Below are 16,246 nucleotides of genomic sequence, written 5' to 3' on the forward strand. Positions count from 1 at the left end.
AAGCCAGGAGTTCGACGACGAATGACCTTGCCGGATCGGGAGAAGCCAAGCGGGTTGCGCGATGAGGTGCTAGCAGGCGAATATGTGTTGGGAGCGTTATCCGACGAGGCCCGAGCGGCCCTTGCCAGACGCATCAAAACGGACCGTCAGTTCGCCGCGACCGTGCGCCGCTGGAAGAATGGCCTTGCAGAAAACGACAAGCGTGAGCGTCGGGTGTTCTCTGACTATCTCAGGGACGCGTCTCTGGACCACGCCCTGCGCCGTCCCCATGACAAGCTGCACCGCAGCATTTACGGGAGATTTTCGATCGTCTTGTCGCTTTGGAATTCTGCGCGCTTCTGGCGATTGACGACAGTTGCGGCGATGCTTTGGGCGATGGTGCTGCTGTTTGCAGTCGCTTGAGCGGCTGTTGTGAGGTGACCGTAGCCACCTCATCACTGTCACTTGGCGCCAACTGTCCTGCAGATTTCAGCGCGCAGGAAATCCATCCCCACAGATTTCTCTGATGATGTTGCCAGAACCTCGGGGTATGCCGCCGGACGCTTGCGGATTTTTTCCAGGGTCTCGTTGATCAGGCGTGGGACGCCGACATCTTTGATCTTGTCGGTTTTGGTCAGCACGACTTGGTAGGAGATGGCCGCCTTGTCGAGGATATTCAGAACATTCTCGTCATTGGTTTTGATGCCATGGCGCGAATCGATCAGCAGGTAGACGCGCTTCAACGTTGCGCGGCCACGCAGGTAATCGAACACCAGCTTCGTCCAGGCATCCACGTGGTCCTTTGGCGCCTGCGCATAGCCGTAACCCGGCATATCGACCAGCGCCATGGGCGGAAGATCACCCGCTTCACCCGAATAGCCTTCAGGAACGAAGTAGTTCAGTTCCTGCGTACGGCCCGGCGTGTTCGACGTGCGCGCCAGCCCCTTATGGCCGACGAGCGCGTTGATGAGCGACGACTTTCCGACGTTGGAGCGCCCGGCGAATGCGATTTCAGGCGGTCCTTCGGGTGGCAGGAACTTCATGGCTGGTACACCGCGAATGAAAATCCAGGGCCGCCCGAACAGCGGCTTTTCCGTCGCCGGCTGACCGCTTTTATTGTCGCCCGTCATTTGGTTTCCACCGGCTTTCGTTTGAACAATCCCTTGATGTTGTCGAACAGCTCGATCTTGGCACCGTGGCGCTTCATGATCACGGCCTGCTGGGAAATCGACAGAGTGTTGTTCCACGCCCAGTAGATGACGAGACCGGCAGGGAAGGACGCCAGCATGAAGGTGAAGATCAGCGGCATCCAGGTGAAGATCATCGCCTGTGTCGGATCTGGAGGTGTCGGGTTCATCCGCATCTGCATGAACATGGTGATGCCCATGATGATGGGCCAGACGCCGATCATCAGGAAGTGCGGAACGTCATAAGGCAGAAGACCGAAAAGGTTGAACAGCGATGTCGGATCGGGAGCGGACAGGTCGTGGATCCAGCCGAAGAACGGCGCATGCCGCATTTCGATGGTGACGTAGATGACCTTGTAGAGCGCGAAGAACACCGGAATCTGCAACAGCATCGGCCAGCAACCGGCCACCGGATTGATCTTCTCTTCCTTGTAGAGTTGCATCATGGCCTGCTGCATGGCCATGCGGTCATCGCCGTGCTTGGCTTTCAGCTCTTCCATCTTCGGCTGCATGCGCTTCATATTGGCCATGGAAGCGTATTGCTTGGACGCCAGCGGGAAGAACAGAAGCTTGACGACGATGGTGGTCAGAAGGATCGCAAGGCCGAAATTGCCGATGTGACGGAAGAAGAAGTCCATCAGCTTGAACATCGGCTTGGTGATGAAGTAGAACCAGCCCCAGTCGATCAGCAGATCGAACTTCGGAATGCTGTATTCAGCCTCGTAACGATCAACCAGCGGAACTTCCTTGGCGCCTGCGAAGACGAGGTTCTTCAATTCGATCGACTGGCCCGGAGCGACGGTCACTGCGTCGGCGCGGTAGTCTGCCTGATAGCGCGGCTGACCATCTGTGAAATGGGTGTAGCGGGATTCGACAGGAACGGTCTGCGGCGGGACAATGGCTGCTGCCCAGTACTTGTCGGTAATGCCAAGCCAGCCACCAGTCGCCTTTGGCGATGTGAAGGGCTTTTCCTCGACGTTCTTGTAGCTTTCTTCCGCCAGACTTCCGTCTGCACCGGCAACGCCGAGAAAGCCTTCGAAAATCACGAAAACCGGAGGCGTGGCAGGCTTGTTGTTACGCGTGATGCGACCGTAGGTCGAAAACGAAATCGGCTCCTGGCCAGGGTTTTCAACCTTGTCGGTGATCGTGATCATGTAGTGATCGTCGATGGCAAGCGTGCGGGTAAAGACCACGCCCTTGTCGTTGGTAAAGGTCAGCGCAACCGGTGTCGTTTCCGTCAGCTTGGAACCGGAAGCCGCCGTCCAGACAGTGGAGGGACCGGGAACAGTGCCCACCGCTTCACCGGCGATGTAACCAAGTTCGGTAAAGTAGCCGTCACGGGTATCCGACGGCGAGAACAGGGTGATCAGCGGGCTCGAATCGTCCACCGTCTCGTGGTAATCCTTGAGGCGGATATCGTCCAGACGTGCGCCGGTCAGATTGATGGAGCCCTGAATGGCGTTGGTTTCGATCTGAACGCGTGGGGACTTGGCGAGTGCTTCGTCACGCGAAACGGTTGCCGCCTGCTGGGCGGTTGCGCCGGGCAAAGCACCCGCTGGCGCCGGGGCGCCGGGAGCGGCGTTCGTTGTCGTTTGCTGGCTCTGCTGCGTCGCCTGCTGGGCCTGACGAGCCTCCTCGGTACGGCGCTGCTGCTCGATGCGCGGGTTCATGTACAGGAACTGCCAGGCTAGCACGATGACAACCGAAAGGCCTATCGCGATGAAGTAGTTGCGGTTTTTTTCCATCATTCTTTCCTGGAGCGGGTCTCCCGGGAGCGGCCTGATTTCGCGCGTCCCTCGATCCGCTCTGTGAGCAAGTGTTCCAGTACGGCAAATTCGGTCTTCAATACGTCCCTGCGGGCGACAATCACATAGTCAAGTCCGGGCTTCATGGAAGACCCGGCTGAAAGCCTGACGGCTTCCTTCAAACGGCGTCGCATGCGGTTGCGTTCAACCGCGTTTCCCTGCCGTTTCGTTACGGTGAAACCGACCCTTGGAGCGGTTTCGGGCTGCTTCCGATCCAGCACTTCGAGAAGGAAAGTGCTGCCTCGTCTTTTTTCTCCTGCCTGGACAGCAAGAAACTCCGGTCGGTTTTTCAACCGACCGGGTATGTGTCTGTCATGCGTCATATGCCACGACTTTCATCGGGCTGCGGCCCAATTAGGCCGAAAGACGTGCGCGACCGCGTGTGCGGCGAGCGGCAAGAACCTTGCGACCGCCGGCAGTTGCCATGCGGGAGCGGAAACCATGACGACGCTTGCGAACAAGCTTGGATGGCTGGAAAGTACGCTTAGACATTTATTTAATACCGCGGGGTGCGGCCCTTCTTGACTTTGCCCCTTGTGGGACAAGAGCGTTTCGATTGACGTTCAGACCATCAGCGCAAGCGGAAAATGCCCGAACGTGCGGGCTTATAAGGGCTTCCGGGCTGGAAAGTCAATCGCTGCCGGTCAAACCTGTGCGGCGCGGTCAAGGACACCAGAGCGATCTCAACCCGCCACGTCGTGTAAGTCGGGCAGTTAGGTCTTCATTTCAAGAGTAAAGCAGCGACCCGTCAAATTCGAAATTAATTTTTAAGAGTAGAGCGATAAATGTTGTCATGGCGAACTATCTGTTCGTCTGCGTTCTCACATCCGTGTGAGGGGGGCGCTTTGTAAGGGGATACGCAGTGAGAATTCGGGGAAAAATTAATCTTCTGGTGGGGCTTTTGAGTCTCGTGGCGTGCACGATCGGCGGACTGTCGATCTATGCGGTCAAGGAATACCAGACACAGACTGTCGCTCTGGATGCGATTGCTGACCGAGCGCGCCGTGGAGAGACATTGAACCGTCTTGTTACTGCTGTCGTCATGGAGGCGCGCGGTGTCTACGCCGCCAAGGACAAGGAAGCGGCCGCAAAATTCGCCGATGGCATCATCAAAAACCTCAACGACATGGATGCGTTGCTGAAGGATTGGAAACCACGCGTTCCCGCCAGCCAGGTCGCGGCATTTGCCAATATCGACAAGCTTTTCGGGGATTTCCGCACGTTCCGCACGGAAACGGCGCGTCTGGGACGCGAGGTCAGCCCGCAGGACGCCAACACGCAGGGCAACAACGAAGCCAACCGTGAAAATCGCAAGGCCTACCAGGCCGATATCGATGCCGTCGTGAAGTCCGACATGCAGGAGCTTGCCGCAGTCAAGATAAGCATCGAAAGCTTTGGCGAGATGATCTTTCTCGTTGTCGTCTTCGTGACAGCCGGTGGTGTCATCGCCGGGTCCGCCCTTGGTCTTTACATCGGCTCGAAGGAGCTCAGTGCCCCTATCCTCAACGTATCGAACGCGATGAATTCCGTTGCCGAGGGCAAGCTCGACACAGACGTTCCCTATCTTGGCCGCAAGGACGAAATCGGTGAGATGGCGGCTGCCGTCGAAGTCTTCAAACGCAACGGTTTGGAAGTGCGCCGCATGAACGCACAGGAAACGGCAATGCGAGCCAAGAGCGATGATTTGCAGGCAGGCATGGCCGAGGTCGTGAGTGCTGCTGCTGCCGGTGATTTCACCAGCCGCATCACCAAGGACTACGGTGACGACAATCTCAACCGCTTCGCCACCAACATCAACGCGTTGCTGGTCAGCGTCGATACCGGCGTGACCGAGACCGGCCGCGTCATCGAAAGCCTGGCGCAGGGCGACCTGACGCAGACGATGAACGGAAGTTTCCACGGCGTGTTTGCCGAGCTTCAATCGAATGTGAATGAGACATTCTCCAAGCTGAAGGGTACCATCTCCGAAGTTCGTGGCAGCACCGAGAGCATCAACGGCAATGCCAACGAACTGCGCTCCGCCGCAGACGATCTGTCCAAGCGGACCGAGCAGCAGGCGGCGGCTCTGGAAGAAACCTCCGCTGCTCTCGACGAGATTACCGCAGTTGTCCGCAGTTCGACGGCGCGCGCTCAGGAAGCCAGCGTCATGGTGTCCGAAACCAAGGAAAAGACCACTGAATCCGCCAAGGTCGTCCGCGAAGCGGTCGCCGCCATGGGACGCATCGAGCAGGCTTCGCGTGAAATCAGCCAGATCATCAGCGTCATCGACGAGATCGCCTTCCAGACCAACCTGCTGGCGCTGAATGCTGGCGTGGAAGCAGCGCGCGCCGGTGAAGCCGGTAAGGGCTTTGCGGTCGTGGCGCAGGAAGTCCGCGAGCTTGCGCAACGCTCAGCAAACGCTGCCAAGGACATCAAGACACTCATCACCAAGTCGGGTGACGAAGTTGGGCGTGGCGTGACGCTCGTCAAGCGCACGGGCGAAGCACTGGACGAGATGGAAACCCGCGTTGTCGGTATCAACGACCATATCCATTCGATCGCCACCGCAGCCAAGGAACAGTCGACCGGTCTTCAGGAGGTCAACACGGCCATCAACCAGATGGATCAGGTCACGCAGCGCAATGCCGCCATGGTGGAAGAGACCTCGGCTGCGACCCATAAGCTCAGCGGCGAGGCCGAAAACCTCGTCTCGCTGGTCGGACGCTTCCGCCTCGGTAACGAAACCGCGTCGGCATCCTCTTACCGGCCTGTCGCCGCGTCGGCTCGCTCTGCCCCGGTCGCGTCTCCTGCCCGAAAGATGATGGGAAATGTGTCGCGCGCCTTCAAGGGCAACGCCGCCGTCGCGCAATCCCGAGACGAGTGGCAGGAGTTTTAAGCCTCACATAGGGCATAATGATCATGACGCCGCCAGAGATGGCGGCGTTTTTGTTTGGCCTTGGTATCGCGGCAGCTTGGAAAACGGTGCGGACGCCTTAATATCTCTTGGAATTACACGCCTGCGCCGATATGAAACCAGAGGCCACGTATCAACAGGAACAGGCCTGGTGTTTTCGACCGTCATGAACAGGACCGACCGTCAGACCGCGGACCCGCAGACCGAGGTGCCCGCCTTGACGAAGGGCTTGTCCGGTCGCCTGCTGCTCTTGACGGTCATCTTCGTCATGATTGCCGAAGTGCTGATCTTCGTCCCCTCCGTTGCCAATATGCGCCTCTCCTGGCTGCGCGACCGCTTGAACACCGCTGCGGCGGCTGGCGTGGTAATCGACGGTTTGCAAACCGAGTTGCCCCGCAGCGTACAGAACGACACGCTGCTGGCCACCGGCGCCAAGCTGATCGCGCTGAAGAAAGACGGCACCTCGACGCTTCTAGCAGCAACTGAAGTGCCGCCGAGCGTCGACGATCAGTATGATCTGTCAGGCGTTTCGCAGCTGGAAGCCGTGCGCGACGCCTTCTCCGTGCTTCTGTTTGGCGGCAACCGGGTCATTCGCGTGTTCGACGTGATCGGCGATAGCAACATGATCATCGAAATCGTCATCGGTGAGCATAAACTGCGTGCCGCAATGATCGCCTATGCGGGCAACGTGCTGATGATTTCGGTTGCGCTCTCACTCATCACGGCCAGCCTGATTTTCGTATCGATCAACCGCATTCTTATTCGCCCGATCCGTCGACTGACGGCAGGTATGCAGGTGTTTTCCGAACAGCCGGATGATCCCGCCAACGTCTTCAAGCCTGAGGAAGGTAGCGACGAGCTGGCCGTGGCCGGGCGACATCTGGCGGATATGCAGACCCAGCTCCAAAAGACCCTGAAACAGCAGAAAAATCTTGCCGATCTCGGCCTGGCCGTCTCCAAGATCAACCACGACATGCGCAACATTCTGTCGTCGGCGCAGCTGATGTCCGACCGTCTGGTGGATGTCGAGGACCCGATGGTGCGAAGTTTTGCCCCGAAGCTTCTGCGCACGATTGATCGCGCCGTGGGCTATACCAGCGCAGTTCTGGTTTACGGGCAGGCGACAGAAGGTACGCCGAAAAGACGGCTGACAGACCTGAGTGAACTGGTGCAGGACGTCAAGGACATCATTGCCATCGATCCCGCAGCTGCGATCGATCTGGTGGACAATGTTTCGCCGGGCACGCTCATCGATGCCGACGGCGAGCAGCTGTTTCGCGTCCTCTATAATCTCTGTCGCAATGCCGTGCAGGCCCTGCAACAGGCCAGTGGCGAGGTATACCCCGATAAACGGCTGACGATTGCCGCCCAGCGCAATGGAGACGTGGTCAGCATCGTCATCGACGACAACGGCCCGGGCATGCCGCAAAAGGCAAGAGAGAACCTGTTCTCGGCCTTCCGTGGTTCAGCCCGTTCCGGTGGCACCGGTCTTGGTCTGGTTATCGCTCGAGAACTGGTGCTCTCCCACAAGGGAACGATCGCGCTGGTGGAAAAATCCGGCAACGGCACCCAGTTTCGTATCGAAATCCCCGACAGCCCCAAGAAGGACCAGCATTCGAGCCCGTCGGAGTGAATTGACGCGCCTGCTTTCGACGCGCCGGGTCGACGGTCACGGTCGGGGGGCAGTTTCGCACCTCTGTTGCAGTCCTATCAAATCATGATCGATTTCAATGGCTTGGAAATATCATTGCAGGAAAATGACAATTTTCCAGTGAAATGACTTGCATTCATTCCCCGGACGTTTTAGAGGATCGCCACGCCAACGGAACACGCTTCCACGGCACGCACCCGTAGCTCAGCTGGATAGAGCATCAGACTACGAATCTGAGGGTCGGACGTTCGAATCGTTCCGGGTGCGCCATTTTCTAACTTAAAATCCCAGTACTGATTGTCGTAACGATACGTCGCAGATGCGACAGTTTCTGGTTTCGCCTTAAGCGATGAATATTGCGCCTTTGCTCGATCATTTCCCGTCCGAAGTAATGGTTGTTCTGCCAGGGCTAGACTGGCCTGCGTCGGTGGTTTGGTTAGGCTGAGGCAAGCTTAAAATCCTAGTGTTGTTCGATATTCCAGAGGCGGAACAACAGATGATCAATATTTCGGAGCCGAAAGGTTCCATATCCGTTACCGCAGACCAGCTTCTTTCAAGAACATTTACGTTCCGGGTCGCAGAGAACGACACGGTTATCAGCGAAGACTTCGTGTTCCACAAGAACGGGTTCCTGATCGGCTACAGTCACCCGAATGAAATGTTCTGGGAGATGGATGGAACGTGTGTGAACATTCTGGACAAGGATGGCGGGATCACATGCCGGTTGTCCTCGCAGCCCGGCACGGATGGCGTGATCAGGCTCGGCGGTTATTTTCTTGACCCTGCATCGGGATACGAGCAAACCAGCAATTTCCACATTCTCGAAGAAAATTCATCCGACAGCCATACCAAAATCCAGAGCTTCGATCTTTTCGATACGCTGGTTGCCCGCCGCTGTCATGATCCTCTGGAAATTTTCCGTATCGTTGAGCGCAAGGCCGGTGTCGTGGGCTTTGCGGACAAACGCCACAGAGTGGAAATGAGCATGTTCGGGCACCGTCGCTACGGGCTCGATGATATCTACATCATGATGGTCGCGGATGCTTTTCTGACGGAAAAGCAGGCGAATGTGCTCAAGTGGATGGAGCTTGAGGAGGAGTGGGATCACCTTTTCCCGATTGGCGATGTGGTGGCACGGGTCAATGCCAATGATATCGTCATTTCCGACATGTATCTGCCCTACGCCTTCATCGAGCGCGTCCTCAAGGAAAAATGCGGCCTCGACAACAAGCTCTACCTCAGCAATTACGGCAAGCATCACAAGCTGATATGGCCGCAAATTCTCGATACCTATCAACTGCGCAGCCATTTCGGTGACAACATCCAGGCCGATATCATAAGCCCGTCGAGCTTTGGTATCGGCGTGAATTTCGTCACCATTTCCAAATGGGACCGGACCGAGGAAATTCTTCACTCGATCGGTCTTGGACCCTATGCCCATGCCGTGCGGGAAACACGCCTACATGTGTTTCATCGCAATATTCACATTCGCCATGCGTTGAATGCTCAGGCCTCGGTCAATATTCCGCTCATGATCCTCGGCGCGTTCTGGATCAGGCTGCTGGTTGAGCAGCAGGGTGCCGATAAGGTTTTGATGGCCGCTCGCGACTGTAACCTCTGGCACGAGATGGTGTCTTCACGCCATTTTGCCAAGACAGGCATGCCACACTCGGAATATGTCCGCATTTCCAGATCGGTCTGCTACATCGAATCCGCTGAGTACGAGGCATATTTTCAGGGCAGGCTGGGACGTCACAATCTACTCGTCGATTTCGTCGGGACCGGCAGGTCGTTGGGGACAATTGTACAGCGGATGGGGCGCGGGAACGCCATCACGCCTTGCGTTCTGATAGGCGAACCCAAACTTGCGAATGCCACGGAGTACCTTCCTGAGACGCTTGTCCTGAAGGACTTCCACGAATACCGGATTTTCTTCGAAGCCCTGAACGCGTCTCTCGATGGATCGGCCGTCCTGACCGTTCACGATAACCACCGCCTCAAGGTTCTGCAGCAGGACAACGAATTCAGTGACCTTGCCCGGATAATCATCGCTGCCATGCGCGAGACGTTCGGTCACTTCATGTCCGGGCTCGATCGGTTCGATCCGCCAACGACCATGCCGACGCTGGACAATCTGAAAATCGCGGCAGATGCGATCGCAGAGCTTATTCCTGCCTGGGGTCCAAAACTCACCGCCTTGCAGCGAGAGCAAAAAAACAACCTGTCGCTCGGCAATCCGTTACATGCCGTGAAAATCGCTTAAACCTTTTGATTGCCGGATTACAACCGAGAACGTAGGAAAATCATGCCGTCCAGACCTATTCATAACCTGCTGACCGAAGAAATGCGCAAGAGAGTTGCGTGGGAAGGCAACAAAGTTCCGCCATTCCCGAGTGTCGACAACACCGTCTCCGGCCAGGTGTGGGCGACGATTCCAGGGGGGCACAAATGGCTTGGCTATTTTCAGACCTATGACCGCGAGTTTGGACGATATCACGGCAAGCAACCCCGCGTTCTTGAAATTGGCGTTTACAAAGGAGCGTCTTTGCAATTGTGGAGACGTTTCTTCGGAGATGGAGCGGTCATTGTCGGAATCGACATTGACGAAGGCTGCGCACGCTTCAACGCGCCTGAACACGACATCCATGTCGAAATCGGCGATCAGAGCGATCCGACTTTCTTGCAATCGGTCGTCGACAAATATGGTCCGTTCGACATCATCATCGATGACGGCAGCCATATTGCCTCGCATCAGATTGCGTCCTTCAACGGTCTGTTCAACAGTGGACTAAAGGATACCGGCATCTATTTCGTGGAGGATCTGGAGTGCATGTACTGGGGGCATACCGATGCTTTCCGCGACGCGCCGGTGACCACTGTCGAATTCTTCAAGATGCTGATCGACATTCAAAACAGCATTTTCGAAGATTATAATTACAACGACTTTGCCGTTCACTTGCCAGGGTCGAGAAATCAGTACGAAGTTATCGCGCTGGCAAAATCCATCGCGAGCATAAAGTTCGCGCGTGGATTGGTGCTTGTCGAGAAGGCTCCACAAATTCCTCCGCTGACACTTCATTTGTAAATCCAGCTGTTATTGCGGTATCTGGCGCACCACCGCCAGATATCTGGCAGTGGCGCTCCTGCGCCAACGGTCGTCTGCGGCACGCGCGACACACTGCGGCGAAAAGCGCCCCCCACGGTGCCATGGCGGCTGGCCTATGGGCAGCTGTTCTGTAATAAGGGAGACAGTTGGTAACGAAGGCGATAGATCGTCACTTGTGACGAGAGAGCCTTCGCCGTTTCCCTGGAGTATCTGAATGGCCGCAAGGCTTGTAGCCCTTGTCACCTTGCTTGCTTTTCTTGCCAGTTGCGGCGGGCGTCCCATTGGGGTGATGACGCCGACAGGGCAAAGAGTGCAGGGTACCTCTGCGGTCAATCTTCTGGTTGCCACCACGCGTGCACCATCCGATGACAAGGCTATTCTGTTTGGGGGAGAGCGCGGGACCGGGCTGAAGGTCGATGCGATCTCGGTTTCCATTCCGCCTGAGGCCAACCGCAAGGTGGGTCAGGTGCAGTGGCCGAAGAAGCTGCCGGCTGACCCACTGAAGAGCTTCACAACTGTTTCCGTTGAATCGCTGAAAAGCGACACCGACGCTCAACACTGGATCAAGCGTAACAGCCTGAAAAACAAGCGTGTGCTGGTTTTCGTCCACGGTTTCAACAATCGATATGAGGAATCGGTCTATCGCTTTGCGCAGATCGTCCACGATTCCGGGTCCGACGTCCTGCCGGTGGTGTTCACCTGGCCATCGCGCGCCAGCGTGTTCGATTACAACTACGACAAGGAAAGCACCAATTATTCCCGCGATGCGCTGGAAGAAATGCTGACCCGGCTGGCCAAGGACAGTGCGGTCAGCGACGTGACGGTCATGGCGCACTCCATGGGAACCTGGCTCGCAGTCGAGGCGCTGCGCCAGATGGCGATCCGCCATGGACGGGTCTATCCAAAGATCAACAACGTCATTCTGGCTGCACCGGATCTCGATGTGGATGTATTTGCCCGCCAATATGCGAGCCTTGGCAAGGAAAAGCCGAAGTTCACATTGTTCGTATCTCAGGATGACAGGGCGCTTAGCCTGTCGCGTCGCATTTCCGGCAATGTGGATCGCCTCGGCCAGATCGACCCCGGCGCAGAGCCCTATCGCAGCCAATTGGAGAGCGCTGGCATTACCGTGCTCGATCTCACCAAACTGAAGTCCGGCGATAGTCTCAACCATGGAAAGTTCGCCGAAAGCCCCGAAGTCGTGCGCCTCATTGGCGGCAGGCTGATCGACGGGCAGACGGTGACGGATTCCGATGTCGGTCTGGGTGAAGCGATTGGTGCGGTGGGCATCGGTGCAGCACAAACGGTTGGTACGGCGGCCAGCGTCGTCGTCAGTGCGCCGATTGCGGTGTTCGATCCACGCACGCGCGAGAATTACGGGCGGCAGGTCGAGCGTCTCGGCCGTTCTGTCGGCAATACGGTTGGATCCGTGGGGGATACGGCGACGAGCGTGGTCGATCCGCAAGATCTGAGTTCGGGACCACGCGGCGATCTGGATTGCGCCGCATCTCAAAATCGCGGAAAGTCCGAATGCCGGGATCGTTGAGCCTATAATATACAAACAGTATTTGATGCGCTAAGACCGGCCAACGATAATCCATTTTCGGAGTGATCTTCATGCGCTTCAAACGCACCCTTCAGCTTCTCGATGTGCATTGCGAAGGTGAAATCGGGCGCGTTGCTACCGGTGGCGTTCCGAAAATTCCCGGTGCCACCGTTGCCGAACAACTCCATTGGCTGAACACCGATCCCAAAGGCGAAGAGCTTCGCCGCTTCCTGACGCTGGAGCCACGTGGCGCGCCGATCGGCTCTGTCAACCTGCTGCTGCCGCCCAAGCACCCCGATGCCGATGCCGCTTTCGTCATTATCCAGCCGGATCAGGCACATGCCAGTTCCGGCTCCAACTCCATCTGTGCCACGACAGCGCTGCTGGAAAGCGGCATAGTGGAGATGAAGGAGCCGGAAACGATCGTCACGCTGGAAACGGCCGCCGGTCTGGTAAAGGCCACCGCCACCTGCCGCGACGGTCGTTGCGAGACGGTGAAACTGACCATGGTGCCGTCCTTCGTGCATCGACTGGATGTCGAGATCGATACGCCGGACTGGGGCCGCATCCGCATGGATATCGCCTATGGCGGCATTTTTTATGCGCTGGTGGATGTGCAGCAGATCGACCTGACCATAGACAAGGCCAATGCTGCGAAACTGGTGGCGGCGGGCATGGTGCTGAAGGATATCGTCAACCGCGAAATTCCCGTTGCGCACCCCGAAATCCCGGCCATCTCGGGCGTGGCTTACGTGATGTTCCGCGATACCGAGGCTGATGGCACCATCCGCACCTGCACCACCATGTGGCCGGGCCGGGCGGATCGCTCTCCCTGTGGCACGGGCAATTCCGCCAATCTCGCCACGCTTCATGCGCGCGGCAAGGTAAAGGTGGGTGATACCTACACGTCGCGCTCCATCATCGGCACGCAGTTTGAGGTAGGGCTTTCAGCCACCACGGAGGTCGCCGGAAGACCAGCGGTCATTCCCACCATTACCGGGCGCGGCTTCACCTTCGGCATGCATCAGGTCTGGCTCGATCCGAATGATCCACTGGCAGATGGATTTGCCATGACGGACGTGTGGGGCCCGCAGGCAGGCGCGATCTAAGCCACGTTTGCGTTGAAAAAGTCTGCTCTGGACGTTGTTTTCTTCCATGGAATGGTGCTAAACGGGCGCAATTCCAGCATGATCCAGAGGTTTCACGATGAAGTCGATCACCCTTCGCCGCCCTGATGACTGGCACCTGCATTTGCGCGATGGTGCGATGCTGGAAGGCGTGATCGGGGATAGCAGCCGCCATTTCGCACGCGCCATCATCATGCCCAACCTCGTGCCACCGGTGGTGACAACGGCTGATGCGATTGCCTACAAGGATCGTATCGTCAAGGCCATTCCCGCTGGCGACACCTTCCAGCCGCTGATGACGCTGTATCTGACCGAACAGACCAGCGCCGACGATGTGGAGGAGGGGAAGGCCAGCGGCCTCATTACCGCCGTCAAGCTCTATCCCGCCGGTGCTACCACCAATTCCCACGGCGGCGTGCGGGATATGGACAAGGCGATGCCGGTGCTGGAGCGCATGGCGAAGATTGGTCTGCCGCTGTGCGTCCACGGTGAAGTGACGACGCCGGAGGTCGATATTTTCGACCGTGAAAAGGTCTTCATCGACACGGTTCTGGACCCGCTGCGTCAGCGTCTGCCCGAATTGAAAATCACGATGGAGCATGTCACGACGCAAGACGGTGTGGATTACATCAAGGCGTCCAAGGCCAATCTCGCCGGATCCATCACCACCCATCATCTGATCATCAACCGCAACGCCATTCTGGTCGGCGGTATCAAGCCGCATTATTACTGTCTGCCGGTGGCCAAGCGCGAAGAACATCGCCTGGCGCTGCGCGCCGCCGCCACCTCCGGCGATATCAGGTTCTTCCTCGGCACGGATTCCGCCCCACATGTGGACCCGTTGAAGGAATGCGCCTGTGGTTGCGCCGGCGTCTACACCTCCATCAACACCATGAGCTGCCTTGCCCATGTGTTCGAGCAGGACAACGCGCTCGACAGACTGGAAGCTTTCACTTCGCTCAACGGTCCGGCCTGGTATGGTCTGGCACCGAACGAGGACACGATCACGTTGGTGAAACGCGATGAGCCCGTGAATTTCCCGGCCAAGATCGAAACCGGTGATGGCACTGTCACAGTGTTCGACCCGATGTTCCCGCTGCACTGGGACGTCGCCTGATTTTTTCAATTGCTGCCGGTTTATCCGGCAGTTTTTCTATGTGCTCCATGACGATAAAGGAAAACGCCCGATGTCCCAATTTACATTCACGGATCGCGCCATTGTGGCGGAGCTTGTTGCGAAGATGTTGTGGGAAATCAAGGCGGTCCATTTCAACTCCGAGAGCCCCTACACCTTCGCGTCCGGCATGAAGAGCCCTGTCTATATCGACATGCGCAAGCTGATCTCCTACCCGCGCATCCGCTCCGCCGTGATGGATTTTGCAGCGGCCAAGATCGTCACTGACGCGGGCTTTGAAACGTTCGATTGCGTGGCGGGTGGCGAGACGGCGGGTATTCCCTTCGCAGCCTTTCTGGCCGAACGCTTGGGCTTGCCGATGATCTATTGCCGTAAAAAGCCAAAGGGCCATGGCCGCAATGCGCAGATCGAAGGCCATATGCCGGAAGGTGCACGCGTTCTTGTCATCGAGGATCTGACCACCGCTGGCGGGTCCATGTTCACCTTCATCGACGCGATCCGCGCTGCCGGTGGCATTGTCGATCACGGCATCGCGCTGTTTTATTATGGTATCTTCCCGGAAGCCGAAGCACGTTTTGCCAACGGAAACGTAAAACTGCATTACCTCAGCACATGGCGCAATGTTTTGGCGGTCGCCCGCTCCGAAAAACTATTCGATGATAAGACGTTGTCGGAAGTGGAAGCCTTCCTCGACAACCCGTTGCCATGGTCTGCCGCACGCGGTGGCATCAGCGAATTGCCGCAATCGTAATCTTGGTTGGGGCCGAATTTCGATCGTGCAGCGACTGGCCAATTCAGGTGAAGTTGTTTAAATCGATTTAGTTTTTGATACGGAGGAGAACCGGATGATCCTGTGTTGTGGTGAAGCCCTGATCGATATGCTGCCGCGTGAGACCACAAAAGGCGAGCCGGGTTTTGCGCCCTATGCAGGTGGCGCGGTCTTCAACACCGCCATCGCGCTCGGTCGTCTCGGCGTTCCCTCGTCCTTCTTCTCCGGCATTGCCGACGATATGATGGGCGAAATCCTGAAAGACACGCTGAAGGCCAGCAATGTCGATTACAGCCTCTGCGCCTTCTCGCATCGCCCCTCCACAATCGCTTTCGTCAAGCTGGTGGACGGTCACGCGACCTATGCCTTCTACGATGAAGGCACGGCGCTGCGCATGCTGTCGGAGAGCGATCTACCCAACATAGGTGCCGATTGCGAGGCCATGCATTTCGGCGCGATCAGCCTCATTCCAGAACCCTGCGGCGGCACCTATGAAGCGCTTCTGATGCGCGAACACGAGAAGCGCGTCATCTCTCTAGACCCCAACATCCGCCCCGGTTTCATCAAGGACAAACAGAAACACCTCGACCGCATCAACCGCATGGCCGCCAAGTCTGACATCGTCAAATTCTCGGATGAAGATCTGGCTTGGTTTGGTCTGGAAGGCGACGAAGACACACTCGCCCGCCACTGGCTACACCACGGCGCTAAACTCGTCGTCGTCACGCGCGGCGCACAAGGCGCCGTCGGCTACACCTCCAGCCTGCGCGTGGAAGTTCCAAGCGAACGCGTCGACGTCGTTGACACCGTCGGCGCCGGCGACACCTTCGACGCCGGCATTTTGGCCTCGCTCAAACTCCAGGGCCTGCTGACCAAGCCACAGGTTGCGGCACTGACCGAAGAGCAGATTGCCAAGGCACTGGCGCTGGGCGCTAAGGCCGCGGCGGTGACGGTTTCACGCGCCGGGGCGAACCCGCCTTGGGCGGAGGAGATTGGGTTGTAGTTAGGTTGTAAAGTGTTCATTGTCTTACTATCAATTGCTTAGGCT

14 protein-coding genes and 1 tRNA gene are annotated in these 16,246 nt (G+C 57.3%); 11 read left to right on the top strand and 4 right to left on the bottom strand.

The genetic code is table 11. From position 1 onward, the window contains the following. Positions 1-21 precede the first annotated feature (21 nt). Complete coding sequence (locus tag RMR21_RS01095) at positions 22-402, top strand: hypothetical protein (RefSeq protein WP_498668903.1); 381 nt, start codon at positions 22-24, stop codon at positions 400-402. Between the two features lie 38 nt (positions 403-440). Here RMR21_RS01095 and yihA read toward each other — a convergent pair whose 3' ends face one another. From yihA to rpmH, 4 genes are read right to left on the bottom strand one after another with little or no spacing between them, the layout of a single operon-like run. Next, positions 441-1,109 (bottom strand): ribosome biogenesis GTP-binding protein YihA/YsxC, encoded by a 669-nt coding sequence (yihA, locus tag RMR21_RS01100; RefSeq protein ID WP_498668904.1) that lies wholly within the window; start codon positions 1,107-1,109, stop codon positions 441-443. Further along, positions 1,106-2,911 carry a membrane protein insertase YidC gene (gene yidC / locus RMR21_RS01105; protein WP_498668905.1) on the bottom strand — a complete coding sequence of 602 codons (1,806 nt, stop codon included), beginning with the start codon at positions 2,909-2,911 and terminating at the stop codon, positions 1,106-1,108. The genes yihA and yidC overlap by 4 nt, the downstream gene beginning before the upstream one ends. Beyond that, positions 2,911-3,294, bottom strand: a complete 384-nt coding sequence (gene rnpA / locus RMR21_RS01110; RefSeq protein ID WP_045229969.1) for a ribonuclease P protein component — start codon at positions 3,292-3,294, stop codon at positions 2,911-2,913. Before rnpA ends, yidC begins: the two co-directional genes overlap by 1 nt. 31 nt (positions 3,295-3,325) lie before the next feature. Continuing rightward, positions 3,326-3,463 carry a 50S ribosomal protein L34 gene (gene rpmH / locus RMR21_RS01115; protein ID WP_042616368.1) on the bottom strand — a complete coding sequence of 46 codons (138 nt, stop codon included), beginning with the start codon at positions 3,461-3,463 and terminating at the stop codon, positions 3,326-3,328. A 370-nt stretch (positions 3,464-3,833) separates the two neighbouring features. Here rpmH and RMR21_RS01120 point away from each other — a divergent pair, with 370 nt between their 5' ends. The 10 genes from RMR21_RS01120 to RMR21_RS01165 all read left to right on the top strand — a co-directional run bounded on the left by RMR21_RS01120 (position 3,834) and on the right by RMR21_RS01165 (position 16,201). After that, a complete protein-coding gene (locus RMR21_RS01120) occupies positions 3,834-5,846 on the top strand; it encodes a methyl-accepting chemotaxis protein (protein WP_498668906.1) in 2,013 nt (670 codons plus the stop codon). A gap of 184 nt (positions 5,847-6,030) precedes the next feature. Then, a complete protein-coding gene (locus RMR21_RS01125; protein WP_498670204.1) occupies positions 6,031-7,497 on the top strand; it encodes a sensor histidine kinase in 1,467 nt (488 codons plus the stop codon). Between the two features lie 211 nt (positions 7,498-7,708). Next, positions 7,709-7,785 (top strand) — tRNA-Arg (locus RMR21_RS01130). A gap of 226 nt (positions 7,786-8,011) precedes the next feature. Then, the gene (locus tag RMR21_RS01135) at positions 8,012-9,778 is read left to right on the top strand and encodes a hypothetical protein (RefSeq protein WP_498668907.1); all 1,767 of its coding nucleotides are present in this window, start codon (positions 8,012-8,014) and stop codon (positions 9,776-9,778) included. Positions 9,779-9,820: 42 nt separating this feature from the next. After that, a complete protein-coding gene (locus tag RMR21_RS01140; RefSeq protein ID WP_498668908.1) occupies positions 9,821-10,600 on the top strand; it encodes a class I SAM-dependent methyltransferase in 780 nt (259 codons plus the stop codon). A gap of 235 nt (positions 10,601-10,835) precedes the next feature. Next, complete coding sequence (locus RMR21_RS01145; protein ID WP_498668909.1) at positions 10,836-12,167, top strand: alpha/beta hydrolase; 1,332 nt, start codon at positions 10,836-10,838, stop codon at positions 12,165-12,167. 71 nt (positions 12,168-12,238) lie between these two features. Then, positions 12,239-13,276 (top strand): 4-hydroxyproline epimerase, encoded by a 1,038-nt coding sequence (locus tag RMR21_RS01150; protein WP_498668910.1) that lies wholly within the window; start codon positions 12,239-12,241, stop codon positions 13,274-13,276. Between the two features lie 97 nt (positions 13,277-13,373). Continuing rightward, entirely contained in the window at positions 13,374-14,411 is a 1,038-nt protein-coding gene (pyrC, locus tag RMR21_RS01155; protein WP_498668911.1) for a dihydroorotase, read from the top strand. Positions 14,412-14,481: 70 nt separating this feature from the next. Next, positions 14,482-15,180 carry an orotate phosphoribosyltransferase gene (locus RMR21_RS01160; protein WP_498668912.1) on the top strand — a complete coding sequence of 233 codons (699 nt, stop codon included), beginning with the start codon at positions 14,482-14,484 and terminating at the stop codon, positions 15,178-15,180. Positions 15,181-15,274: 94 nt separating this feature from the next. Further along, entirely contained in the window at positions 15,275-16,201 is a 927-nt protein-coding gene (locus RMR21_RS01165) for a carbohydrate kinase family protein (protein ID WP_498668913.1), read from the top strand. Positions 16,202-16,246 lie beyond the last annotated feature (45 nt).

The organism is Agrobacterium sp. rho-8.1 (genome assembly GCF_033957725.1).
GTDB lineage: Bacteria > Pseudomonadota > Alphaproteobacteria > Rhizobiales > Rhizobiaceae > Agrobacterium.

What these genes read in the sequence shown, in the direction of transcription:
- RMR21_RS01135 (WP_498668907.1), top strand. Translation starts at nt 8,012, where the DNA reads ATGATCAATATTTCGGAGCCGAAAGGTTCCATATCCGTTACCGCAGAC.
- RMR21_RS01160 (WP_498668912.1), top strand. Translation starts at nt 14,482, where the DNA reads ATGTCCCAATTTACATTCACGGATCGCGCCATTGTGGCGGAGCTTGTT.
- rnpA (WP_045229969.1), bottom strand. Translation starts at nt 3,294, where the DNA reads ATGACGCATGACAGACACATACCCGGTCGGTTGAAAAACCGACCGGAG.
- pyrC (WP_498668911.1), top strand. Translation starts at nt 13,374, where the DNA reads ATGAAGTCGATCACCCTTCGCCGCCCTGATGACTGGCACCTGCATTTG.
- RMR21_RS01150 (WP_498668910.1), top strand. Translation starts at nt 12,239, where the DNA reads ATGCGCTTCAAACGCACCCTTCAGCTTCTCGATGTGCATTGCGAAGGT.
- rpmH (WP_042616368.1), bottom strand. Translation starts at nt 3,463, where the DNA reads ATGTCTAAGCGTACTTTCCAGCCATCCAAGCTTGTTCGCAAGCGTCGT.
- yidC (WP_498668905.1), bottom strand. Translation starts at nt 2,911, where the DNA reads ATGGAAAAAAACCGCAACTACTTCATCGCGATAGGCCTTTCGGTTGTC.
- RMR21_RS01165 (WP_498668913.1), top strand. Translation starts at nt 15,275, where the DNA reads ATGATCCTGTGTTGTGGTGAAGCCCTGATCGATATGCTGCCGCGTGAG.
- yihA (WP_498668904.1), bottom strand. Translation starts at nt 1,109, where the DNA reads ATGACGGGCGACAATAAAAGCGGTCAGCCGGCGACGGAAAAGCCGCTG.
- RMR21_RS01095 (WP_498668903.1), top strand. Translation starts at nt 22, where the DNA reads ATGACCTTGCCGGATCGGGAGAAGCCAAGCGGGTTGCGCGATGAGGTG.
- RMR21_RS01145 (WP_498668909.1), top strand. Translation starts at nt 10,836, where the DNA reads ATGGCCGCAAGGCTTGTAGCCCTTGTCACCTTGCTTGCTTTTCTTGCC.
- RMR21_RS01140 (WP_498668908.1), top strand. Translation starts at nt 9,821, where the DNA reads ATGCCGTCCAGACCTATTCATAACCTGCTGACCGAAGAAATGCGCAAG.
- RMR21_RS01125 (WP_498670204.1), top strand. Translation starts at nt 6,031, where the DNA reads ATGAACAGGACCGACCGTCAGACCGCGGACCCGCAGACCGAGGTGCCC.